Raw genomic sequence first — 24,417 nt, 5'->3', positions numbered from 1 at the left:
CATGCAGTTGGAAGTCTATGGCGATACGCTTTGCGCGCTGGTCAGTGCTACAGCACTGGCGTCTGCGGGTAATCAGGTTTTTTTGCACCTGCCGGAAGGCAATGTGGCGCAGCAGCTAGCCCAGGGGGATTGTCCATTTCGTGAACCGGGATTGGCTGACTTGATGGCGGAGCAGTCTCAGGCGGGTCGCTTGGTGCTGTCTACCTTGGCGTCACCACCCCACCAGCAGAGCACAGTCGTGTGGCTGGCACTGAGCCCGGATGCGCTTGAATTGGCTGTGCAAATCGTGGCCATGCTGCCTACGCATCGCGCAGAGCGCTGGCTGGTAGTGAACCAATCCACTTTTCCGGTGGGCACCAGCGAGAGCTTGCAGCGCGCTCTGGTTGAAAATACTTCAGAAAGCGAGACCGGCAGCGCGGTAGTCAGCCTGCCCGACCTACTCATCGAAGGTAATGCGCTGCAAAGCTTTATGCGCGCCGACAGCTGGCTGTTAGGCGCAGAGCAAGTGTGGGCGCAGAAGCAGGTGGCCGAGCTGTTGCGGCCGTTCAATCGTCGGCGTGACGCCATCATGTTAATGGGCTCACGTGAAGCGGAGTTCACCAAGCTGGCGATTACGGGCATGTTGGCGACCCGCTTGAGTTACATGAATGACATGGCCAACCTGGCCGATCATCTTGGCGTGGATATAGAACGCATCCGCCAGGGTATGGGCGCTGACAAGCGCATTGGCGAGGCTTATCTTTATCCCGGCTGTGGCTTTGGTGGCTTGAGTTTTTCCCGCGATGTGATGAGCCTGGCCTCGACGCTGCAGGGCAGTGGTATGCAGGCGCAGCTGCTGGATGAGGTGTTGCGCATTAACGAACGCCAGAAAGAAGTGCTGTTTCGCAAGTTATGGCGGCATTACGGCACTGAATTGCGTGGACGGCGCGTTGCCATCTGGGGTGTCTCTTTCAAGCCCGAATCTTCCCGTATCGATAATTCCCCAGCGCTCAAGCTGATTGAAGCTTTGTGGGCGCAGGGTGTTGAGGTGCATGTGCATGACCCGCGCGCGCTCCAGGTGTTGGGCGAGTGGGCGGGTGAACGCGATGACCTGGTGTTGCACGATGACCCCTACGCAGCGGCAGAGGGTGCAGATGCCCTGATGCTGGTGACCGAGTGGAAAGCCTATTGGAGCCCGGACCTATTGCGGCTGAAGATGAGCATGGCGCACCCGTTGTTGCTGGATGGACGCAATGTATGGGATCCGGATTTCATCAAGCAGAGCGGCTTTACGTACTTCGGCATAGGGAGAAGCTGAGCAATGTCAGATTCCAGACGTAATAGCCAAGCCTGGCAAGCGTTGTTGGCCCATGGCGAAGAGATGCGCGGTAAGCATTTGTCCGACTTGTTTGCTGGTGACGGCCAGCGCTTTGATGATCTGCATCGCCAGACTGGCGCCATTCTGTTTGATTTTTCCAAGCAGCGGATTGAGATGGAGACGCTGGACCGTCTGCTTGATTTGGCCCGTGAGCGCGGCCTTGCTGAGCGTATCAATGCATTGTTTGCAGGTGAAGCGGTCAACTCGAGCGAGAACCGAGCGGCCATGCATTGGGCGTTGCGGTTGCCTGTGGATAACGCTTGTGTGGTTCGGGGCGAAGATGTTGCTCTGCTGGTGCATGCGCAATTGCAGCGCATGGAAGAGATTGTGCAGCAGGTACGCGCCGGTCAGTGGCGTGGCGCGACGGGCGAGGTCATCACGGATGTGGTCAATATTGGTGTGGGTGGGTCCGATCTTGGCCCGCTGATGGTCTCTGAAGCGTTGACGGATTGGTGTTTGCCCGGCCAGTCTCCGCTCAGTGTGCATTTTGCCTCGACCATGGACGGCAGCCAGTTATCGCAGTTGTTGGGCGATCTGAGCGCGCATTCCACGCTGTTTATTATTTCCTCCAAGTCGTTTTCTACTATCGATACCTTGAGCAATGCAGCGACAGCGCGGCGTTGGCTGGAGCGCGAGGTTGGCGATCGCGAAGGGTTACTGGGATGCCACTTTTTGGGCGTTTCTGCTGCTGCCGACAAGATGACTGAGTGGGGTATCGCGCCCGGAAATCAGATGCGGCTATGGGATTGGGTGGGCGGCCGCTATTCCTTGTGGTCGGCGATTGGTTTGCCGGTGGCTTTGGCGATTGGTATGCCGGCGTTTCGTGATTTGCTGGCCGGCGCGCACAGCATGGACGAGCATTTTCAGCAGGTACCCTTTGCGGACAACTTGCCAGTTTTGCTGGGCATGATCGGTATCTGGAATACCAATGTGCTGGGCATTAACGCTCATGCCATCTTGCCTTATGACGGACGTCTCAAGGAGTTGCCGAATTATTTTGAGCAGCTTGAGATGGAGTCTAACGGCAAGAGCGTGAGCCTGGGTGGTGAGACCGTGGACTATGCAACTTGTCCTATCGTGTGGGGCAATGTTGGGCCTAACGCGCAGCATGCGTTTTATCAATTGCTGCACCAAGGCACAGAGGTAGTTACCTGCGATTTTATTGTGCCGGCCAGACGGTATTTGGAACCGCAACACAACGAAGCCGCCGTCGAATTGGTGGCGCAGCACGAGCTGGCATTGGCCAACTGCCTGGCGCAGTCGCGCTTGCTGGCGTTGGGTGACGCCGCAGTGGAGGGTGCTGAGGCGTTGCCGCTGCATCAGCGTTATCGCGGCAACCAGCCTAGCTCTACTCTGTTGTTGGATGAGCTCACGCCATACAGTCTCGGCGCCTTGATTGCGCTCTATGAACACAAGGTGTTCGTGCAGTCGGTGATCTGGGATATCAACCCGTTTGATCAGTGGGGTGTGGAGATGGGCAAGCGTATTGCTATGGATACGCTGGCTTATATTCGGGGTGATAGTGATGAGCTGAACAATGCGGACTCTTCTACCGCTGGGCTGTTGGCGCGTATTTTGGGGTGAGCGTTGTTGGGTTGTGTGTGAGGCGAGCGCAGTGTTTTTTGGTCGTTAGATATCTGTGACGTAACACGGTTTTGTTTTATGTAAGGTCGAGTTCCATCTCGGCCAGCGTTATATCTGTTAGCGCACATGCTTGTGTTGATGCTCCGCCTTCCCAATCGGGGTTGGCAAAATTTCAAGAGTGTCGAATTCCATTTCGGCATTAGCCGGCTGCGCCGGCTCAGTTCACTTTAATTATTTAGGGAATAATCATGTCTGAGATCACCTGTTTCAAGGCCTATGACATTCGCGGGCAATTAGGCTCTCAGTTGAACGAAGAGGTGGCTTATCGTATCGCGCGGGGCTTTGCTCAGTGGCTTAAGCCCAAGCGTGTGGTATTGGGCGGTGACATCCGTGAGACCTCTGCAGGGCTGAAGGCCGCTTTGGCCAATGGGCTGCGGGATGAGGGCGTGGATGTATTGGATCTGGGCATGGTGGGTACTGAAGAAGTCTACTTCGCGACCTTTCATCTGGGTGTGGATGGCGGCATAGAAGTGACTGCGTCGCACAACCCAATTGATTACAACGGCTTCAAATTGGTTCGCGAAGGCTCCAGGCCTATATCAGCAGATACCGGTTTGGCAGACATTCGCGCATTGGCCGAGTCTCTCGAGTTCACCTTGGTAGACGGCAAAGACCCCAGCATCCCGGTAGAGCAGCGCGGCAGCTATAAGCTGATCAACCCGCGTGCGGAGTACGTTGAGCACTTGATGACGTATATCGAGCCGTCGGCCTTTACGCCGCTGCGCTTGGTGGTCAACGCCGGCAACGGCGCAGCTGGGCCAGCAGTGGATGCGTTGGAGCAGGCTTTCGCCGCGCGCGGGATACCGGTTGAGCTGACCAAGATATGTCATGAGCCTGATGGTAGCTTCCCTAATGGTATTCCCAACCCCATGCTGACCGAGAACCGCGCGGTGACGGGCGACGCGGTAAAGCAGCACGGCGCGGATATGGGTATCGCCTGGGATGGCGACTTTGATCGCTGCTTCCTGTTCGATGAGAAGGGCGAGTTCATTGAGGGCTACTACATTGTGGGGCTGCTGGCGGAGGCATTTCTGCAGAAGGAAGCCGGCGCTCGGGTGATTCACGATCCGCGTCTGGTATGGAATACCGTTGAGCTAGTTGAGCAGGGCGGTGGTGTGGCGGTGCAAACCAAAGCAGGCCATGCGTTTATCAAAGAGCGCATGCGCGCTGAAGACGCGGTGTATGGCGGGGAAATGAGCGCGCACCATTACTTCCGTGATTTCGCTTACTGCGACAGCGGTATGATCCCTTGGCTGTTGATTGCTGAGTTGCTATGTCGCAAGGGAAAGCCCTTGTCTGAGTTGGTGAGAGAACGAATTGCTGCCTATCCTTCATCCGGTGAGATCAATCTGACGGTGAGCGATGCGCCTGCTGTGCTTGCTAAAATTGAGGATCAGTACGCAAAAGCCGCATTGAGTGTGGAACATGTGGATGGTGTCAGTGTCTGTTTTGCTGATTGGCGTTTCAATTTGCGAGCGTCCAATACTGAGCCCGTTATTCGTTTGAATGTAGAAAGTCGTGCTGACGAGACACTGATGCAGCAGAAAACGCAGGAGCTGGTTGCCGCAATCGGCAAGGCATGAACTGCCAGCTAGCCGCGTTACCTTGTGTCAGATAGTAACGTTTTTACATTTAAATAGAATGGTTAGCATTTATAATACCGCCTGACATACGCAGTAGGAGAGCAAGATGCTCAAGGAACGTTTGATTAAACTGAGCTATGGGCGCAAACGCGTGATGCAGATTGGCGCTGATGTAGTGCTTACCTGGTCAGCGTTATGGTTGGCGCTCTATTTGCGTTTAGGTGGTGAAGGATGGCTGTGGCCAACGGCTGATCAGGCTTGGTTGTTTCTGCTCGCACCTGTGCTGGCGCTGCCCATTTACGTAAAAATGGGCATGTACCGCGCGGTGATGCGGCATTTTGGTAGCCAGGCTCTGCTGGGTATTTTCAAATCTGTTTCTCTCGCCTGCGCCGCGCTTGTAGTCGCGGTGCTGATCGGGCGGGATAACGGCTGGGAGGTGTTTTTCCCTCGCTCTGCCATTGTGTCTTACTGGTCACTCAGTTTGTTAATGATCGGCGGCTTGCGCCTTGCCGCCCGTGAGTATTTTATGGGTGATTGGTTGATGGGCGGGGCACCTGCTGCCACTAGCGAGACGCCGCCTGAAGCAGGGATGCCAGTGGCTATTTTCGGTGCTGGTGCTGCGGGTAATCAGCTGCTGGCTTCGTTACGCGTGGGTCGTATGTATAAGCCGATGGCGTTCATTGATGATGATCTGAGTCTCGAAGGTCGCATGATTGCCGGGCTGCCGGTGTTTTCTTCCCATCAAATTGCACAGATGGTTGCTCAAACGGGTGTGGGGGAAGTCTTGCTGGCCATTCCTTCGGCCTCGCGGGCCGAGCGTCAGCAGATACTCAATCAATTGGCACCTCATCCCCTGCACGTTCGCAGTATCCCCGGCATCATGGATATCGCCAGCGGCAAAGTGAAAGTAGATGATTTGGAAGAGGTCGATGTGGCTGACCTGCTGGGCCGTGATCCGGTTTCGGCTGCGGATGAGTTGCTGGGCTTTTGTATCCGTGAGCAAGTGGTGATGGTGACCGGCGCCGGCGGTTCAATCGGCAGCGAGCTGTGCAGGCAGATAGTTAACGTTGGGCCAAAAACCCTCATTTTGTATGAACACAACGAATTTGGTTTGTACTCGATCCACAGTGAACTGCAGGGCTGGATTCGCGCTAACAAACTCGACATTTTGTTGATGCCTATTCTTGGCTCGGTGCGTAACCGCACTCGCCTTGAAGACACCATGAGCGCATGGAATGTGAACACGGTTTATCACGCCGCAGCCTATAAACACGTGCCGATGGTGGAGCATAACGTTGCTGAAGGCATCGAGAACAATGTGTTTGGCACGCTCAAGGTTGCCCAAGCTGCAATCCGTTGCCAGGTGCAAAACTGTGTGCTCATCTCAACCGACAAGGCAGTACGGCCGACCAATGTAATGGGCGCCACCAAGCGTATGGCTGAGTTGGTGCTGCAGGGCTTAAGCGCCGAGCAGGCGCCCAGCTTGCTGGGCGATGATCAAGCGGTATGTTGCGTTAACCGTACTCGATTCACCATGGTGCGTTTTGGCAACGTGTTGGGTTCGTCCGGTTCGGTGATTCCTCTGTTCCGCCAGCAGATTCGTCGTGGGGGCCCGATTACCGTAACCCACCCGGACATTACCCGTTACTTCATGACTATTCCTGAAGCGGCTCAGCTGGTCATTCAGGCGGGTTCTATGGGTGAAGGTGGGGACGTATTTGTGCTGGACATGGGCCAGCCGGTGACCATAGTCGAGCTGGCGCACAAGATGGTGATGCTCTCGGGTTTGAGCGTGCGTGACGAAGTAAACCCCAACGGCGACATCGCGATTACATTTACCGGGCTACGCCCCGGCGAGAAACTGTACGAAGAGCTGCTGTTGGGCGATAACCCGGCAACCACTGCTCATCCCAAAATTCATCGTGCCAACGAAGCCTTGGTGCCATGGCCTGAATTACGGCTGATCCTGGAACAGATGAGTAGGGCAGTGAAAACCGATGCTTATGACGAGGTACGTGAATTGCTGCTGAGTACGGTACAGGGTTACCAGCCGAGCCACGGCATCGTCGACCTTATCTACGAGCAGCGCCAAGGCTAATTATTGGCTGCTCATAAAAAAGGCTACGACGTGTCGTGGCCTTTTTATTTGGTGCCTACCCATCTTATTGCTGGTTGAGCAGCTGCGCTGCTGAGCAAAGAACAAATACAGGGATATTTAAAGATGAATCTGGATGTTGTCATTCTTGCCGCTGGGCAAGGCACCCGTATGCGCTCAAACCTGCCAAAAGTGCTGCACGCAGTTGCCGGCAAACCTATGTTGGCGCACGTGCTTGATAGTGCGCGTGCTTTGTCACCGCGGCAAATTCATGTGGTTATCGGCCATGATGCGGAGAGTGTGCGTGCAACCTTGGCTGCAGACGATGTGAACTGGGTGGTGCAGGAACAGCAATTGGGTACTGGCCACGCCGTTGCCCAAGTGCTGGCGCATACCGAAGGTGCTGACCAGTTATTGGTGCTTTACGCCGACGTGCCACTGTTGCGGCTAGCCAGTTTGCAACGTCTGACCAGCTTGGCTGGCGCAGACAAACTGGGTTTGCTCACCGTTGATATGAGCGACCCCAGCGGTTATGGCCGCATTGTGCGTGATGCGGCTGATCGCGTGCAGGCGATCGTCGAGCAAAAAGACGCGTCGCCTCAGCAGCTGCTGATCCACGAATCCAATACCGGCATCATGGCGCTACCCGGTGCAAAGGCGAGAGCCTGGCTGACCAGCCTCTCCAGTGATAACGCGCAGGGTGAGTACTATCTGACCGACGTTGTGGCTATGGCCGTCGCTGAGTCTCTACCCGTGGTAGTGGCGCAGCCTGAGGATGAGCTGGAGGTTATGGGCGCAAACAACCGCCAGCAGTTAGCGGTGTTGGAACGTGCGTGGCAACAACGCGAAGCAGAGCGGTTGATGGCCGCCGGCGTAACCCTTATCGACCCATCACGTCTGGATGTGCGGGGTGAAGTAACGGTCGGGCGGGATATTGAAATCGACGTGAACGTAGTGCTGCAAGGCCGCGTGGTGATTGAAGATAACGTGCGGATTGAAGCCAATGTGGTGATTCGTGACGCGCATATTGCGGCCGGGAGTGTGATCAAAGCGTTCTCGCACATCGAGGGTGCGCAGGTTGGTCAGGCGTGCGAGGTTGGGCCTTATGCGCGCTTGCGTCAGGGCACTTGTCTGCACGACGGCAGCAAGGTCGGTAACTTTGTGGAAACCAAGAAGACCACGCTGGGCGCAGGCTCGAAGATCAACCACTTATCTTACGTGGGTGATGCTGAAGTCGGTCGGGGTGTGAATATTGGCGCGGGTACTATTACGTGCAACTACGACGGCGTTAACAAGTTTGTTACCCGTATCGAAGACGGCGTTTTTGTGGGTTCCAACTCAGCGTTGGTGGCACCGGTGACGCTGGGTGAGGGGGCTACCATTGCGGCAGGCTCGACCATTACTGCAGACGTGCCGGCGGATAATTTGGCGTTTGGCAGAGCGCGGCAGACGTTGCGAGCGGATTGGAAATCATCTAAGCCGAGTTGAATTGCGGCTCATTTGGCCCGGCGCTTAGCTGGGTGTCTTCTTGCGTGATGCATGGAGAGTGAGAGTGCTGCGGGTGCTTAATATGTGCTGGAGTTTTTATCACAGCAGCCGGAGCACCCGCTAACCGAGCCCCCACCAACCCTTGGTGGTATCTCGCGGTTTCGCACCCAGTATGGCTAGCAGTTACTCGTAACCCTTGGGGTTGTCCCGCTGCCAGCGCCATGCATCTTCACACATGGCCTCCAAGCCCAGTTTGGCTGACCATCCCAACACATCGCGTGCCATCGCTGGATCGGCGTAGCAGCTGGCGATGTCGCCGGGGCGGCGGTCGACCAGTTTGTAGGGCAGGGGCTTGCCGCAGGCTTTTTCAAATGCCTTGAGCATCTCAAGTACTGAATAACCGGTTCCGGTGCCGAGGTTGATAGCTTTAACGCCTTCTTTGCGGTCGAGCCATTCCAGTGCTTTTACGTGGCCTTCAGCGAGATCCTGTACGTGAATGTAATCGCGCACGCCGGTGCCGTCTTTGGTGTCGTAGTCGCTGCCGAACACACTTAGATGATCACGACGCCCGACGGCTACCTGCGCGATGTAGGGCATCAGGTTGTTAGGAATATCGGACGGGTCTTCGCCAATGCGACCGCTTGGGTGGGCGCCTACTGGATTGAAATACCGCAGCAAGGCGAGATTCCATTCGGGCGCGCTGCGGTGCAGATCACTCAGAATTTCTTCGATGATTAATTTGGAGCGACCGTAAGGGTTAGTCGCGCCGGTGGCAAAGTCCTCGCGAATCGGCAGCGAAGCAGGATCGCCGTATACCGTGGCCGAGGAGCTGAATACCAGATTGAAAACACCGGCCGTTTGCATCGCCTGACAGAGTGCTAAGGTGCCGGTGACGTTGTTGTGGTAATAACGCAGGGGCTGCTCAACCGATTCACCGACCGCTTTCAGGCCGGCAAAATGAATGACCGCATCGATCTTGTGTGCACCGAACAGGCGGGCGAGCAACGCAGGATCGTTGATGTCGCCCTGCACCAATGTAGTGGGGCGGCCAGCCAGGCTTTCTACGCGGCGCAGCGCTTCCGGCGAGCTGTTGCTGAAGTTATCCAGCACCACCACGTCATAACCTGCTTCAAGCAATTTGATGCAGGTGTGTGAGCCGATGTAACCCGCACCGCCAGTGACCAGAATAGTGTTGTTGGTATGCATGCCTAACCTGTCTTTGTGTGCGTTTTAGTTACCCGCTTAGCCGTATAGCCGTGAGCGTTACTCTACGGTAACCGATTTGGCCAGATTACGCGGCTTGTCTACATCAGTGCCCTTGACCAGGGCGACGTGATAGCTCAACAGCTGCAACGGAAGCGTGTAAACAATCGGTGATATGCATTCCTCTACCCACGGCAGGCTGATGGTCTGAATGCTGCTATCGGTAGTTGGCTCGATGCTTTCACAGGCGAAGTTGATTAGCTGGCCGCCACGTGCGCGCACTTCTTCCAAATTGGATTTGAGCTTCTCCAGCAGGCTGTCGCTGGGCGCAACGCTGACCACGGGCATGTCGTCGTCGACCAATGCGAGTGGTCCATGCTTGAGCTCCCCGGCAGCGTAAGCTTCGGCGTGGATGTAAGAGATTTCTTTCAGCTTAAGCGCGCCTTCCATGGCAATCGGGTAATGCGTTCCGCGACCTAGAAAGAGCGCGTGATGCTTGTTGGCAAAACTCTGAGCTAATTTGGTGATGGCCGGCTCTAGCGTTAATACCTGCTCGACTATGGCCGGCAGACTGCGCAGAGCGTTTACGTTACGAGCGATGAACTCTTGCTTGCCGCGCGCCTGTGCCAAAGCCGTGGTCAGCCAGAGCAGGGCGACCAACTGGGTAGTGAAGGCTTTGGTGGAGGCAACGCCAATCTCGGGGCCTGCGTGGGTCAATAAACGCCAGTCTGCTTCGCGTACCAGCGAGCTACCCGCAACGTTACAGATAGCTAAGCTCGCAAGGTAGCCTTGGCCTTTGGCATAGCGCAGGGCAGCCAGGGTGTCTGCGGTTTCGCCAGACTGCGACAGGGTGATCAGCAACGTATTGGCCGGTACCACCACGGTGCGGTAACGGTATTCGCTAGCCACTTCGACCTGGCAAGGCAGGCCTGCTTGATCTTCGATCCAATAACGCGCGACCGCGCCTGCGTGATAACTGGTGCCGCAGGCGACGATATGAATATTTTCGATATCTTTTAAACGCGTTTCAGCGTCTGGCCCGAGAATCGCGGTAAGTACGTGGTCATCGCCCAGGGTGCCGGCCAAGGTGTCGCGGATGGCTTGCGGCTGTTCAAATATTTCCTTGAGCATGAAGTGGCGATACTCGCCTTTGTCGAAGCTATGGGCGGCGTGTTCGTAGCGGGTGATAGGGCGATCTACCTGATCGTGGGCGCGGTCCCATACTTCACAACTTGCTAGGCTAATGCGCGCGTAGTCGCCTTCTTCCAAATAGCGGAAGCGGTCAGTGACTTGCAGTAGCGCTAGGGGGTCGGACGCCAAGTAACGCTCGCCGCTGCCTTCGCCAATCACCAAAGGGCTACCCATGCGTGAGCAGTAGAGGTTGTCGGGTTCAGCTTCGTGGATGACTGCCAGCGCGTAGGCACCATGAATTTCACCCAAGGTTGCCCGGAACGCGGTCAACATATCCTGGCTCTGGCCATAGTGATGCGCCAACAGGTGAGCGACCACTTCAGTGTCGGTCTCCGAGGTAAAGACGTAACCCAGATCGATCAGCTTTTTGCGCAGCGGCGAGTGGTTTTCAATGATGCCGTTGTGTACCACGGCCAAGCCGTGGGACAGGTGCGGATGGGCGTTGCGCTCAGCTGGTTTGCCATGCGTGGCCCAACGGGTATGGGCGATGCCGAGATGGCCGGTAGCGGGTGTGGCAATGAGCGCCTTTTCCAGCTCGATCACCTTGCCCACCGCGCGCACGCGCTGCAACTGATGCTGGCTGTTCATGACCGCCACACCGGCAGAGTCGTAGCCCCGGTATTCCAAACGGCGCAGCCCCTCAAGCAGGATGGGAGTGATATCTCGCTGAGCAACAGCGCCGACGATTCCGCACATGGTGATGTCCTTGATACTGATACAAAGTGACTGGTGCAATAACCGCGAGTTTATCATTGCGGGGTGGGGCTAGGGGAATAACCACTGGCACTTTACGAGTGCGACCTTGTTTTCCGGAAGGTCGAGTTCCATCTCGACCAGCGACCTTCCCGGCACCACCACTGTAGATACGTGGCACATAACCACCCAAGCACACTGGCTGGACGCCGCTGGCCGGGATGGAACCCGGCCCTCCAAAGAAACGGCAAGCTTTGGATGTGCTTTATGGAAGGTCGAGTTCCATCTCGACCAGCGGGCTACCCGGCGCCAGCGTTGTAGATACCTGGCACATAACGACCAACGCCCACAGGTCGGACGCCGCTGGCCGGGATGGAACCCGGCCCTCCAAAGAAACGGCAGGTTTTGGGTGTGATTTATGGAAGGTCGAGTTCCATCTCGACCAGCGTCCTACCCAGCATCACCGTTGTAAGTGCTGGGCTCATAACCACCCAAGTACACTGGCTGGACTCCGCAGGCCGGGATGGAACCCGGCCCTCCAAAAAAACGGCAGGTTTTGGGTTTGCTTTATGGAAGGTCGAGTTCCATCTCGACCAGCGTCCTACCCAACATCACCGTTGTAAGTGCTGGGCACATAACCACCCAAGCACACTGACTGGACTCCGCAGGCCGGGATGGAACCCGGCCCTCCAAAAAAACGGCAAGCTTTGCCTTTGTGTGCGATTTGCTGCTGGCCGACCTCCATTTATGGATTTACTGGTCCCAAGCCGCATTCGCTCTGTTTTGCACTCGACCACACCCAGTCTTGTGCATGACTACATAAGCCAGCCTTGACCGGGTTCTGGTGGATATAGGCAATCGCTGCGTGGAAATGAATCTCATCGCGAATATAGCGATCCCAATACCCCCGCATCCAGAAACCGTTTGGCGGCATTTGCAGATGAAGTTGTTGCGCGTGTTGGTACGCCCAGCGCGCCGACCAGGTTTTCCAACCCTGCACTATGCGAGATAACGAGGTCATTGGCTTGATCAGAATGTGCACGTGGTTAGGCATGACGCACCAGGCAATAAGCTCGTATCGCCTTCCGTCATAGTAATTAAACGCCTGCCCTAGTTGAGCGGCCATTTCTGGCTCTGCAAGCAAACAACACCCGTAGCCGCGATCTAGAAAGGCTTCCATGCTGGTGCGCAGTGCAGTCGATTTTTCGCTTGTGGAGCGCATATCAGCTTCGGCTTTCATGTCGCTCAGTACAGTGGGAGGAAGGCTATCGCTTAGCCTGAAGCTGATGAACTGAAAGGTATGCGCTGCATCAAAATGCGGTATACGACGTGTGGTATACCAGCCGCGATGCTGTTCAGGCTTGGAGCTCATATCAGCATGTCCTGTTTGGTTTAGCACATTAGGCTAACAAGCAGGCAGCACCTGGACAGCGAGGAGAGACGTAAGTGTGAGCGGGTCGTACTTCAGTGAAGGAACTAGCGCATTGTATTGGCTCAATGCCGCTGGCCGGGATGGAACCCGGCCCTCCAAATAAAACGGCGGGCTTTGGGTGTGCTTTATGGAAGGTCGAGTTCCATCTCGACCAGCGTCCTACCCGGCGGCACCGTAGTAGATACGTGGCATACAATCGCTAGCGTGAATGGGTTATATGCCGCTGGCCGGGATGGAACCCGGCCCTCCAAAGAAACGGCGGGCTTTGGGTGTGCTTTATGGAAGGTCGAGTTCCATCTCGACCAGCGTCCTACCCGGCGCCAGCGTGGTAGATACCTGGCACATAACGACCAACGTGCACAGGTTGGATGCCGCTGGCCGGGATGGAACCCGGCCCTCCAAAGAAACGGCAGGTTTTGGGTGTGCTTTATGGAAGGTCGAGTTCCATCTCGACCAGCGACCTGTCCAACGTCACCGTAGCAGATGCGTGGCACATAACGACCAACGTACGCAGGTTGGATGCCGCTGGCCGGGATGGAACCCGGCCCTCCAAAAAAGGTAGGCTGTGAGCCTGAGTGTGTTTTAGAGCGCTGCTACCCAGGGAAGGTAACGACTACTCCATCATCGTCGATTAAATCGTTCCACCAAATTCACCTGCTGTTGCGCAGTACCGGACAGTTCGCGGCTTAGGTCGGCGCTGCGTTGTGCGTCCTGCGCGGTGCTATCGGCTAGGCTGGCGATATTGGTGACGTTGCGGTTGATCTCTTCGGCGACACTGCTTTGCTCTTCAGCTGCGCTGGCGATCTGACCGGCCATGTCGTTGATACGCTCTACGGCCAGACGTATACCTTCCAGTGCGTCGTCTGCCTCTATTACTTGCTCAACGCCTCGGTCAGCTTGTTCGTTGCCAATCTTCATACTCTCTACGGTGCCTTCTGCGGCCCGTTGGAGGTTGGCAATTAGCCCATGAATTTGCTCGGTGGACTGGGCGGTTCGGCTGGCGAGGGCGCGTACTTCATCGGCTACTACGGCAAATCCGCGGCCTTGCTCGCCCGCGCGGGCGGCCTCGATGGCTGCGTTCAGTGCGAGCAGATTGGTCTGATCCGCGATGCCCTTGATCACATCCACAACGGTACCGATCTCGCGTGCATCGCTGGCCAGTTTATTGGCTACGGTGGTGGCGGAATTGACCGCGCCAGACAGCGTTTCGATGGCTTCACGTGCTTTGGTGGCAACGCGCTTGCCGTGCATCACCAACTCGCTGGCTTCGCGGGTGGCATCGGCGGTGTTCTGTACGTTACCTGAGACTTCCTGAGTGGCGGCGGCCATTTCGTTAATGGCGGTGGCAACCATGTCGGTTTCATTGCGCTGCTGTAGCAACCCGGCGCTGCTTTGCCCAGCCAGTTGGCTGGCCTCGCCGGCCTGGCTCTTGAGTTGTTCGGCGCTATCGGCCAAGCGGGTAAGGCAGGTTTGCAGGCGTGCTTGCTGGCTGTGCATGGCCATTTCGATCTGCCCGAGCGCGCCCTTGTACGGTGTATACATCTGCGCTAAAAGCGGGTCGGTGATGCTGCTGTCGGCAGTGCTGACGATGCGCGTCAGGCGTTGATCAAGCAGCGCTTTCAAAACGAAACCGGCCGGCAGGCCAAGAGCTGCGCCCAGGGCTATGCCTGGCAATCCCAGCGTGGCGCCCGCAGCAGCACCTATCGCCAACATTAAAGCGCTGGGCACGATGTGCAGCACTAGCCCAGACCAATCTGTCGCAGTGGCTTTACCCCCTTTGTTCAGGCGCTGGTAAAGGGCCTCAGCGCGCTCGACCTGGCCCGCCGTGGTTTTTACTCGTACTGATTCATAACCCTGAATGTCACCGCGCTCGTAAATAGGCGTGACGAAAGCGTTAACCCAATAATGGTCGCCGTTCTTGCAGCGATTTTTGATGATGCCCATCCAGGCATGCCCTTGTTTAAGGTCGCCCCACAGATGGCCAAATACCGCCGCCGGGGTATCTGGATGACGCACCATGTTGTGTGGGCTGCCAATCAGCTCTTCCCGGTTATAGCCGCTGACATCAACGAAAGCATCGTTACAGTAAGTAATGATGCCCTTGATATTGGTCGTGGAGATGAGACGCTGCTCTTTAGGAAAGCTGCGTTCGCGCTGGGTAACCGGTTGATTGTTGCGCATGGGGCATCCTTGATTGCTCTGGGCGGGAGTCATTCACCCATTCTGTTGTCTATGCTTGAGTATAACTGACGTACCGATGGCTCTGGATGGCTGGTTGCAGGCATCGTTAATCATCAGTACGGTAAAACATTGATGTAAACAGTGTGAATAACGGCAATAACGTTGAGAAAAGTACAGACGCTCCATTATTGCCGCCTACCTATTTGCGATTAATTTAATCTGGAATGACGTTGAGTCCAGAATAAAGAATAAAGAGTAAAGCCAATCAAGTGCTGGCAAAAAGCCGGCCGAGAGGAGAATAGCTGAATGTCCGTAGCCAATAGCTTGAACACGCATTCTACGCTGGATGTCGACGGCAAGACCTACCAGTTCCATTCCCTGCGCAAAGCCGCTGAGCAGCTGAAGGGTATCGATAATTTACCCAAGTCGTTGAAGGTACTGCTGGAAAATCTGCTGCGTAACGAAGATGGCGAGACCGTTACCCCGGACGATATTAAGGCAATGGCCGATTGGCTTGAGGCGCGGCATTCTGACCGCGAAATTCAATATCGTCCAGCGCGCGTGCTGATGCAGGACTTTACCGGCGTGCCGGCAGTGGTCGATCTTGCCGCGATGCGTGACGCTATCGCGAGAGCAGGCGGTGATCCTCAGCAGATCAACCCGCTCTCACCGGTCGACTTGGTGATTGACCACTCAGTGATGGTGGATAACTTTGCGAGCGATGACGCTTTTGAAGATAACGTTGAGATGGAGATGCAACGCAACGGTGAGCGTTATGCCTTTTTGCGTTGGGGCCAAACGGCCTTCGATAATTTCCGCGTTGTGCCACCGGGCACAGGTATTTGCCATCAGGTTAACCTCGAATACCTGGCGCAAAGCGTTTGGGCAGCGGAAGTGGATGGCAAGCTGTGGGCCTATCCAGACACGCTGGTAGGCACGGATTCGCACACCACTATGGTTAATGGTTTGGGTGTGCTCGGTTGGGGTGTGGGCGGCATTGAAGCAGAGGCGGCAATGCTCGGTCAGCCCGTTTCCATGCTGATTCCCGAGGTGGTTGGCTTCAAGTTGACCGGTAAGTTGCCCGAGGGCATGACCGCTACCGACTTGGTACTGACTGTTACGCAGATGCTGCGCAAGCACGGTGTGGTCGGCAAGTTTGTTGAATTTTATGGTGATGGCCTGGCCGACCTGCCACTGGCAGACCGCGCGACCATCGCCAACATGGCGCCGGAATATGGCGCTACCTGCGGTTTCTTCCCGGTGGATGAGATTACCCTTGGCTACATGCGCCTAACCGGTCGCCCGGATGAAGTGGTGGCGCGCGTGGAGGCTTACAGCAAGGCGCAGGGCTTATGGCGCGAGCCGGGTGATGAGCCAGCCTTTACCGATAGCTTGCATCTGGATATGGCTGAGGTGGTGGCGAGCCTAGCGGGGCCAAAACGCCCGCAAGATCGTGTTGCGCTGCCAGATATTCCCAAAGCCTTTGATGATCTGTTGGCACTGCAGGTCGCGCCAGAAGATCAAGCAGAAGCGCGCTTGGAAGGCGAGGGTGGCGGTGGCACTGCCGTCGGTGCGCAGAATGCGCAGGCGAGTATCACGGTCGATGGCAAAGAGCATGTGATGAGCCACGGCGCGGTCGTGATCGCGGCCATCACCTCCTGCACCAATACGTCGAATCCCAGCGTGATGATGGCTGCGGGCTTGGTGGCGAAGAAGGCGATTGAACGTGGCTTGATGCGCAAGCCTTGGGTTAAAACCTCTTTGGCTCCCGGTTCCAAGGTAGTCACTGATTATCTCGACAAGGCAGGCCTGACGAATTATCTGGATCAGCTCGGGTTCAACTTGGTCGGCTATGGTTGCACCACGTGCATCGGTAACTCTGGCCCGCTACCGGATGATGTCGCCCATGCGGTGAGTGAGAACGATCTGGTGGTGTCGGCGGTGCTCTCAGGTAATCGCAACTTTGAAGGCCGCGTGCATCCCCAAGTGAAAGCCAACTGGTTGGCGTCGCCACCGTTAGTAGTTGCTTATGCACTGGCGGGCAACACTCGGCTTAATCTGGCGGAAGAGCCGCTGGGTCTGGATGCCGACAACAAACCGGTATTCCTCAAGGATGTGTGGCCGAGCAACGCTGAGATTGCCGAAGCGGTAGCCCTGGTTGAAGACGGTATGTTTCGTACTCGCTACGCTGATGTATTTAGCGGCGACGAGCATTGGCAGTCTATTCAAATCAACGAAGGCAAGACTTACGCTTGGCAGGAAGATTCAACTTACGTGAAGAATCCACCTTACTTTGATGATATTGATCAGCCGATCAAGCCGCTTGAGGATGTCAATCAGGCAAGAGTACTGGCGGTATTTGGTGACTCCATCACCACTGACCACATCTCGCCCGCAGGTAACATCAAGGCCAGCTCACCGGCTGGCGAGTATCTGCAAAGCCTGGGCGTTAAGCCGGAAGACTTTAACTCCTATGGCTCGCGTCGCGGCAACCACGAAGTGATGATGCGCGGCACCTTCGCCAATATCCGTATTCGTAACCGCATGCTCGGTGGCGAAGAGGGAGGTGAGACTATTCACACGCCTAGCGGCGAACGTATGTCGATCTATGATGCTGCCATGCGCTATCAGCAGGAAGCCACTCCCTTGGTGGTGTTGGCGGGCAAAGAATACGGCACGGGTTCTAGCCGAGATTGGGCAGCCAAAGGCACTATTTTGCTGGGTGTTAAAGCCGTAATTGCCGAGAGTTTTGAGCGGATTCACCGCTCTAACCTGGTCGGCATGGGCGTGTTGCCGCTGCAGTTCAAGGAAGGGCAAAGCCTGGTCAACCTGGGCTTGGACGGCCATGAGGTGATCGATATTCAAGGCATCGATGACAATCTCAAACCGGGCCAGACGCTGAAGGTTACAGCGCTCACCAGCAAGGGCGATAAGGTCAACTTTGAGGTGCTTTGCCGGATTGATACCGGTAATGAAATCGACTATTTCAAGGCCGGCGGTATTCTGCACTATGTGCTGAGGGATTTGATTGGTTCTTAGCCGCTAACCGAAGTTGAATCGAGGAAAATGAAGCCACCTGTTTGCATCGGTGGCTTCACTCAAGCCCCGCTTATCAAGTGGGGCTTTTTAAAATGTATACGTGATGCTAATGGCTGGCGGTTGAACTGAATCGACGATACTTCTGGTTAGGTTCTCCGACCTGCTTGCTGTTGTTGTATTTTAGGTCGCGCGTTAGCTTTGAGGAAGCTGCGCAAATTTGCGCATCAACTTGCGTAAGTGTTAGGAATGTAATATCCATTTGATACTGCTATGGCTGCGAGGACGACGATGGTTTTAGGGCATGCAGGTGCGCCTTACCCTGAACATGAAAGTGACAGGCAGAGGCGAGTGAATGATCTTTGTCTTACCAGTCATGATCAGGACCCGGTCTTTGACAGGCTGGTACAGCTTGCTGCCACCTGTTTGAATGTACCCATAGCATTGGTGTCGATACTGGATAACCAGCGCCAGTGGTTTTTGGCCCACGTAGGTATGGGCGTCAGGGAAACCCCACGCAGTCAGTCATTTTGCGCTTACGCGGTTCTTCAGACGTTCCCGCTGCAGGTGACAGATGCTCTTGAGGATCCTCGATTTCGAGATAATCCGCTGGTAACCGGGCCGCCCGGAATCCGCTTTTACGCCGGAGTACCGCTGGTTACCGATGATGGTCTGGCGCTTGGCTCTCTGTGCGTGATAGATACCAAGCCGCGTGCGCAACTCAATGAGTCTGAATTGGCTATTTTGCAGCAGTTGGCAGACTTGGTGATGTCACGGATTACATCGTTGCGCGATAGCAGCTTTACTGACGCGACGACTAAGTTGCCCAATGAGGCGCGGCTTGGTAACGATATTTTCGTATTGCAGCAGCGCACCACGCAGGGCAATTTGATAGTGGTCGATGTGTTCTCGCTGCTGTACGTCAAAGACGTGGTGAAAGCACTGGGATACGCTTTCTTTAATCAGCTGCTGGTCGAAACCACGCGCACGCTGCAGGCGCTTCTGCCCTCTGGCGCTAGCCTATACAAGGCTAGCCCCACCCGCTTTGCGATTCTGCTTGAATATGCATCTGCCGAGAGCTGTGAAGCCCTGGGCTGTCGACTTTTGGATGCATTAAAGCAATCCGTTTTTTGTCAGGGTATTCCGGTTCATACGCAGGTGGCGATTGGCATTTTGTCGTTGCGCCCTGGCGTTGCTGATCACGCCAACTGGTTACGGCTAAGTATTGGTGCGGCTGATTACGCGCGTAGTCTGAGTGAGAAATGGGCTTGGTTCAGGCCGGAGCTGGATAGCGCTCATCAAAGGTCGTTCGCGTTGCTGAGTGGCATTTCCGCCGCGCTGTTGGCACGTGATCAGTTCAGCCTGGAATATCAGCCAAAACTCAATATGCAGAGCGGTCGCTGCACCGGAGTAGAGGCGCTTTTGCGTTGGAAGCATCCGGAGTTAGGGCACGTCGGCCCTGCCGAGTTTATTCCACTTGCCGAAAAGACCGCGTTGGTGAGCGCCCTGACCTTGTGGGTGATGCACGAAGCGCTGCGGCAGTTAAGCGAGTGGCGAGCCCAGGGGATCAACCTGGTTGTATCAATTAATATCTCTGCGGGAGACCTTGAGACACCGGTGTTTGCGGAGCAGTTACTGGCGCATATGCAAGGTTATGGAGTTCAGCCGCAGGAGCTAGAACTGGAGTTCACCGAGAGCGTGCTGATAAGTAATCCGCTTGCGGTTAAAGAGCAGCTATTACGCCTGAGAGGTCAGGGTTTAGAGGTTGCCATTGATGACTTTGGGACTGGCTACAGTAATTGGTCGTATCTGCGCGAAATACCCGCCACGGCATTGAAAATTGACAAATCATTTGTAGATGGTCTGCAAGAAAACGCCGTTGAGCGGCGCATGGTAAAAACCATCATCGAACTCGCACACAAGCTTGAGTACCGGGTTATCGCCGAAGGCGTTGAAACACAAAAAGATTACGACCTGCTTAATGCGTGGGGCTGCGATGAGGTTCAAGGCTATTTGATAGCCAGACCCATGCCGCCGGCCGCGCTGGTTGAATGGCTTGAACAACGAACTGAGTTGATTTGAGCCGCGAGTCAGCTTAAGGCTGTTTTCTCCTGCGGCGCGATGTCACAGGTATTTCCGGTTAATACACATTTTGTAACATGTTATGATTCTCATTCGTTATCAGATTTTCTCTGACAAGGTTGAGACTCATGCTCGTTCCCTTTCTGATCATGCTACGTGAAGGCCTTGAGGCCGCGCTGATTGTCGGCATCATCGCCAGTTATTTGCGCCAAACCGGGCGCGGGGCCTGGATGCCCGCTGTCTGGATCGGTATTTTTCTGGCGACCACATTGGCCTTGCTGGTGGGCGCTGGGTTGCAAATGGTTAGTGCCGAGTTCCCGCAGCGACAGCAGGAAATGTTCGAGGCAGTGGTCGGCTTGATTGCTGTAGGCGTACTGACCTGGATGGTGTTCTGGATGCGCCGGGCGGCACAGGGGCTACGCAGCGAGCTCACTGGCGCGCTGGACAGTGCCTTTGCTAGCGGCCACAGCCACACCTATGCATTGATCGGTATGGTGTTTCTTGCTGTAGCCCGTGAAGGGCTCGAATCGGTTTTCTTCCTATTGGCGGTATTTCAGCAAAGCCAGGGTACTGCCGCTCCGCTGGGCGCACTTTTAGGTGTCATCTGCTCTGTATTCGCGGGCTGGGCCTTTTATCGCGGCAGCTTACGCCTGAATTTAAAGCATTTTTTCAGGATCACCGGTCTGTTTATTTTGCTGGTGGCGGCAGGCCTGCTTGCTGGCTCTGTACGCGCCTTGCATGAGGCCGGTTGGTGGAATCATGCCCAGCAAATCCTGTTTGATCTAAGCAACTGGCTACCACTGGACACGCCCTTGGGTAGTGTTTTCGCCGGCGTTTTTGGCTACCAACCGGCGCCTAGCCTCAGCGAAGTAGTGGCTTATGTTGGCTTCCTGACGATCACCCTGTTGCTGTTCTTTCGCCCCCGTCGTCTCGCGCCTTCGTTGGTGCGGGTCGAGCCTGCTCGCTAAAACCCGAAACGAGTTTTTTATGTCTGATTCGTCAACTTCTTCCCGGCCGCCTTCTTCCAGGTTGCTGCGTATTTGCATGGTCTTGGCTGCTGTATTGATGCTGGTAGCGCTTGCGCTGTTCTATTTTTCATTGAGCAAGCGTTCGGCCTCAGATGAGCAGGGCACTCGCGTGACCATTACCGCTAAGGGCTGTGAGCCGAATGCGCTCAGCGTGCCGGCAGGGCGCCACCGATTTATTGTCATCAACCAATCCGAACGGGCGACCGAGTGGGAGATTCTCGATGGTGTGATGGTGCTGGAGGAGCGCGAGAATATCGCGCCACAGATACAACAGCAGATCACTACCACGCTGGCGCCGGGTGAATACCAGATGACTTGCGGTTTGCTGAGCAATCCGCGCGGCACGCTGACGGTAACGGCCGTTGAAGGCCAGTCGGCGGTTGCCAAGGTATCGGCCAAAGCCTTTATTGGCCCGCTCGCCGAGTACCGGGTTTATCTCATCCTGCAGGGTAGGCAGTTGCAAAAGGCAGTAGACACGCTGCAAAGCGCTATTGCCGAAAACGATCTGACCGCCGCGCAGCGGGCTTACCAGGAGGCTCGTACAGCAGATCAGCACATGGCGCTTGCGGTTGGGATGTTCAGTGATCTGGATCAGCGTCTGAATGCGCGGGCTGACTACTTTGCCGAGCGCGAGCGAGATGCGGATTTTATTGGCTTCCACCGTCTCGCCGAAGGGTTGTTTGTGCAGCAGAGCATCGACGGACTGGCTCCAGTGGTGCAGCAGCTGAACACCGACGTGCAGCTGCTGCGCGAACGACTCAGCAACGATGGCGTTCCTGCCTCACAGTTGGCCAATGGCATGGCGCGGGTGCTGCAATCCTGGCACGACTATCAGCAATCGCAAACCCAGCTGAGTGACAGCGAGCTGGCTGATGTACGTGGGCTGCAGCAGGGCGCTGAGAAGGTGGTGTCGCTGCTCATGCCGTTGCTGCAAGGCTCGCCGAGCGAAGCTGCGCCGCTGCAGCAGTCCGCCGTGGCGCTGGAGCTGGCCCTGCAACAAGCGAACGTGAACAGAACGGAGTTGTTGCAGCAGACCCAAGCCTTGGCCAATGCGCTGGCGAAGGTCAATGAGACGCTAACGCCAGCCTACTAAGAACGCCGCTTTTCGGTTAACACAAGGTTAGATAGATGAGCGAGTACGACGAAATTCCTTCAGGTTGCCCGTTCGGCGGGCTGAACCGCCGGCGCTTTTTGCAAGGCCTTGGCGCCGCCGGTTTGGGTGCAGCGGCAGCAGGTGTCGGTGGATCGGCATTGGCTGGGCAGGCTGGTAAAGCGGCGGAAGTCACCGACGCGCCTTCTAGCCCGGCGACTCATCAATCGCACGACTTTTTTGGTGAGCACCAACAGGGCATTACCACGCCCCGTCCCGCCGTGGGCATGTTGGTTGCCTTTGATGTGCTGGCGCGTGATCGCGAAGGCCTTGAGCGCTTGTTGCGTGTGTTGACCGAACGTATCGCTTTTCTCACTAACGGCGGTACCTATGAGCAGCGCGATGCGCGTTTCCCACCGGTTGATTCGGGCATTCTTGGGCCGACCATCGCGCCGGATGCGCTGACCATTACCTTGTCGGTCGGTGCTTCGTTGTTTGACCAGCGCTTTGCTCTGGCTGCGGCTAAGCCACGCCACCTACAACGCATGGCGGGATTTCCTAATGACGCATTGAATGCCGCACTTTGTCATGGCGATCTCTCGCTACAGTTTTGTGCCAACACCGAAGGCACCACCATCCATGCCCTGCGCGATATCATCAAAAACACCCCTGGCCTGCTGATGGTGCGCTGGAAGCAGCAGGGCACCGTGCCGGTAATGGCACCCCGTGCGGATGGCTCTACCGAGAGTGCCCGCAACTACTTGGGCTTTCGTGACGGCACGGCCAACCCACAAACTGATGATCGTAAGTTGATGCAAGACGTGGTGTGGGTTGACGGCAGCGAAGGTGAGCCTGAGTGGGCCAAGCACGGTAGCTATCAAGCGGTGCGCATTATTCGTAACTTCGTCGAGCGTTGGGATCGCACGCCGCTGCAGGAGCAACAGGCGATCTTTGGCCGCTTGCGCGACAGCGGCGCGCCGATGAGCGGCGGCGTAGAGCACGATGAGCCGCAGTACGCGAATGACCCCAAGGGTGAAATTACCGCCCTGGATTCACACATTCGCTTGGCCAATCCGCGCACCACAGACAGTCAGAGAAATCTGATTCTGCGTCGCCCATTCAATTATTCCAACGGCGCTGAAGCCAATGGCCAATTGGATATGGGCCTGCTGTTTATTGCCTATCAGGCAAACCTTGAAGCGGGTTTTATCACGGTGCAGAAACGCCTCGATGGTGAGCCGCTTGAGGAGTACATAAAGCCGATTGGTGGGGGCTATTTCTTTACCCTGCCGGGCATCCAACAAGGGGACTTTCTCGGTAGCAGCATGCTGGCTGCCAGCTAGCCATGCGCACGAGCCCTGCAATTCGTAGATTAGTACTTACCTCACCGCCTATTTCGGCAGGAGACATACAATGGCATTACCACGCACTCTCTTAATTGCCGCCAGCGCTTTTGGCTTACTCGGCCTACAAGCAACCGCACAGGCCGCGGTTGCGCCGCAGGAATTGGTCGCACCGATCACCGATTACAAACTCTATGTGCTGGATAACCTTGAGCAGTTCACCAGCCATAGCCGTGAATTTACCGATGCGATCAAGGCTGGTGATTTAGCCAAAGCTCAAGAGTTGTACGCGCCATCGCGTGTGTATTATGAGCGTATCGAGCCGATCGCCGAGCTGTTTGCTGATCTGGATGCCAGTATCGATGCCCGCGAAGATGATTACGAGAAAGGTGTTAAAGATCCGGTGTTCACCGGGTTTCATCGATTGGAATACGGCCTGTTTCACGACCAAAGCACTGACGGTATGCAGCCCTTTGCTGAACGGTTGATGAGCGATATTGAAGACCTGGATCAGCGCGTCCAGGGCCTGACCTTTCCGCCGGAAACCGTGGTTGGGGGAGCCGCAGCGCTGATGGAAGAAGTCGCCGCCACCAAGGTGTCGGGTGAGGAAGACCGCTACAGCCGAACCGACCTCTGGGACTTTCAGGGTAACGTGGATGGCGCGAAGAAAATCTTTGAACTGGTTAAGCCGCTGGCGAGTAAAGAAGATGCTGCTTTCGTGGCGCGTGTAGAAGAAAACTTCGCGTCAATGGAAGCAACCCTGTCTCATTACTATGTGGAAGAGGGCAATGTAGAGAGCGGTTTTGTTACCTATGACAAGGTCAGTGATGCGGATCGTCGTGCGCTGGTTGGCCCGGTTACCGTGTTGGCTGAAGAGCTCTCTACGCTGCGTGGTCTTCTGGGTCTGAACTGATTCTTGTGCTTGCCGGCTAGGCCGCTGGTCGAGATGGAACTCGACCTTCCATGGGATA

Annotated in this window: 15 protein-coding genes; 11 read left to right on the top strand and 4 right to left on the bottom strand. The window is 55.9% G+C overall.

The annotated features are described in order from the left end of the window. The first annotated feature begins 1 nt into the window (after nt 1). The 5 genes from AC1XYH_RS10220 (at nt 2) to glmU (ending at nt 8,167) form a co-directional block, all read left to right on the top strand. Nucleotides 2-1,297, top strand: coding sequence for a UDP-glucose dehydrogenase family protein (locus tag AC1XYH_RS10220; protein ID WP_483323095.1), 1,296 nt, complete (start codon nt 2-4; stop codon nt 1,295-1,297). A gap of 3 nt (nt 1,298-1,300) precedes the next feature. Then, the gene (gene pgi / locus AC1XYH_RS10215) at nt 1,301-2,941 is read left to right on the top strand and encodes a glucose-6-phosphate isomerase (protein WP_483323094.1); all 1,641 of its coding nucleotides are present in this window, start codon (nt 1,301-1,303) and stop codon (nt 2,939-2,941) included. Between the two features lie 248 nt (nt 2,942-3,189). Next, nucleotides 3,190-4,584 carry a phosphohexomutase domain-containing protein gene (locus AC1XYH_RS10210; protein ID WP_483323093.1) on the top strand — a complete coding sequence of 465 codons (1,395 nt, stop codon included), beginning with the start codon at nt 3,190-3,192 and terminating at the stop codon, nt 4,582-4,584. Nucleotides 4,585-4,690: 106 nt separating this feature from the next. Beyond that, on the top strand, nt 4,691-6,682 hold the full coding sequence (locus tag AC1XYH_RS10205; RefSeq protein ID WP_483323092.1) for a polysaccharide biosynthesis protein: 1,992 nt from the start codon (nt 4,691-4,693) through the stop codon (nt 6,680-6,682). A 123-nt stretch (nt 6,683-6,805) separates the two neighbouring features. Beyond that, nucleotides 6,806-8,167 carry a bifunctional UDP-N-acetylglucosamine diphosphorylase/glucosamine-1-phosphate N-acetyltransferase GlmU gene (glmU, locus tag AC1XYH_RS10200; protein ID WP_483323091.1) on the top strand — a complete coding sequence of 454 codons (1,362 nt, stop codon included), beginning with the start codon at nt 6,806-6,808 and terminating at the stop codon, nt 8,165-8,167. A 183-nt stretch (nt 8,168-8,350) separates the two neighbouring features. Here glmU and galE read toward each other — a convergent pair whose 3' ends face one another. From galE to AC1XYH_RS10180, 4 genes are all read right to left on the bottom strand, one after another. Next, nucleotides 8,351-9,373, bottom strand: coding sequence for a UDP-glucose 4-epimerase GalE (gene galE, locus AC1XYH_RS10195; protein WP_483323090.1), 1,023 nt, complete (start codon nt 9,371-9,373; stop codon nt 8,351-8,353). Nucleotides 9,374-9,430: 57 nt separating this feature from the next. Further along, nucleotides 9,431-11,257 carry a glutamine--fructose-6-phosphate transaminase (isomerizing) gene (gene glmS, locus AC1XYH_RS10190; RefSeq protein ID WP_483323089.1) on the bottom strand — a complete coding sequence of 609 codons (1,827 nt, stop codon included), beginning with the start codon at nt 11,255-11,257 and terminating at the stop codon, nt 9,431-9,433. Between the two features lie 742 nt (nt 11,258-11,999). Beyond that, on the bottom strand, nt 12,000-12,626 hold the full coding sequence (locus tag AC1XYH_RS10185) for an REP-associated tyrosine transposase (RefSeq protein ID WP_483323088.1): 627 nt from the start codon (nt 12,624-12,626) through the stop codon (nt 12,000-12,002). A 681-nt stretch (nt 12,627-13,307) separates the two neighbouring features. Then, the gene (locus tag AC1XYH_RS10180; protein WP_483323087.1) at nt 13,308-14,867 is read right to left on the bottom strand and encodes a methyl-accepting chemotaxis protein; all 1,560 of its coding nucleotides are present in this window, start codon (nt 14,865-14,867) and stop codon (nt 13,308-13,310) included. Nucleotides 14,868-15,173: 306 nt separating this feature from the next. On the opposite strand from AC1XYH_RS10180, the gene acnA reads away from it, so the two are divergent. From acnA to efeO, 6 genes are all read left to right on the top strand, one after another. Next, on the top strand, nt 15,174-17,906 hold the full coding sequence (gene acnA, locus AC1XYH_RS10175; protein WP_483323086.1) for an aconitate hydratase AcnA: 2,733 nt from the start codon (nt 15,174-15,176) through the stop codon (nt 17,904-17,906). 348 nt (nt 17,907-18,254) lie between these two features. Next, on the top strand, nt 18,255-19,985 hold the full coding sequence (locus tag AC1XYH_RS10170) for a sensor domain-containing phosphodiesterase (RefSeq protein ID WP_483323085.1): 1,731 nt from the start codon (nt 18,255-18,257) through the stop codon (nt 19,983-19,985). Between the two features lie 128 nt (nt 19,986-20,113). Further along, on the top strand, nt 20,114-20,953 hold the full coding sequence (gene efeU / locus AC1XYH_RS10165; protein ID WP_483323084.1) for an iron uptake transporter permease EfeU: 840 nt from the start codon (nt 20,114-20,116) through the stop codon (nt 20,951-20,953). A 19-nt stretch (nt 20,954-20,972) separates the two neighbouring features. Then, a complete protein-coding gene (locus tag AC1XYH_RS10160; protein ID WP_483323083.1) occupies nt 20,973-22,106 on the top strand; it encodes a cupredoxin domain-containing protein in 1,134 nt (377 codons plus the stop codon). Nucleotides 22,107-22,141: 35 nt separating this feature from the next. Next, nucleotides 22,142-23,446: an iron uptake transporter deferrochelatase/peroxidase subunit gene (gene efeB, locus AC1XYH_RS10155; RefSeq protein ID WP_483323082.1), complete on the top strand. Its 1,305-nt coding sequence runs from the start codon at nt 22,142-22,144 to the stop codon at nt 23,444-23,446. Nucleotides 23,447-23,516: 70 nt separating this feature from the next. Further along, a complete protein-coding gene (gene efeO, locus AC1XYH_RS10150) occupies nt 23,517-24,359 on the top strand; it encodes an iron uptake system protein EfeO (RefSeq protein WP_483323081.1) in 843 nt (280 codons plus the stop codon). The last annotated feature ends 58 nt before the right edge of the window (nt 24,360-24,417 follow it).

The sequence above is a fragment of the Pseudomonas sp. GW-45 genome, assembly GCF_056896675.1.
Note: the sequence above shows the minus strand (reverse complement) of the source record. Positions and strands in the feature narration are given on the sequence as shown.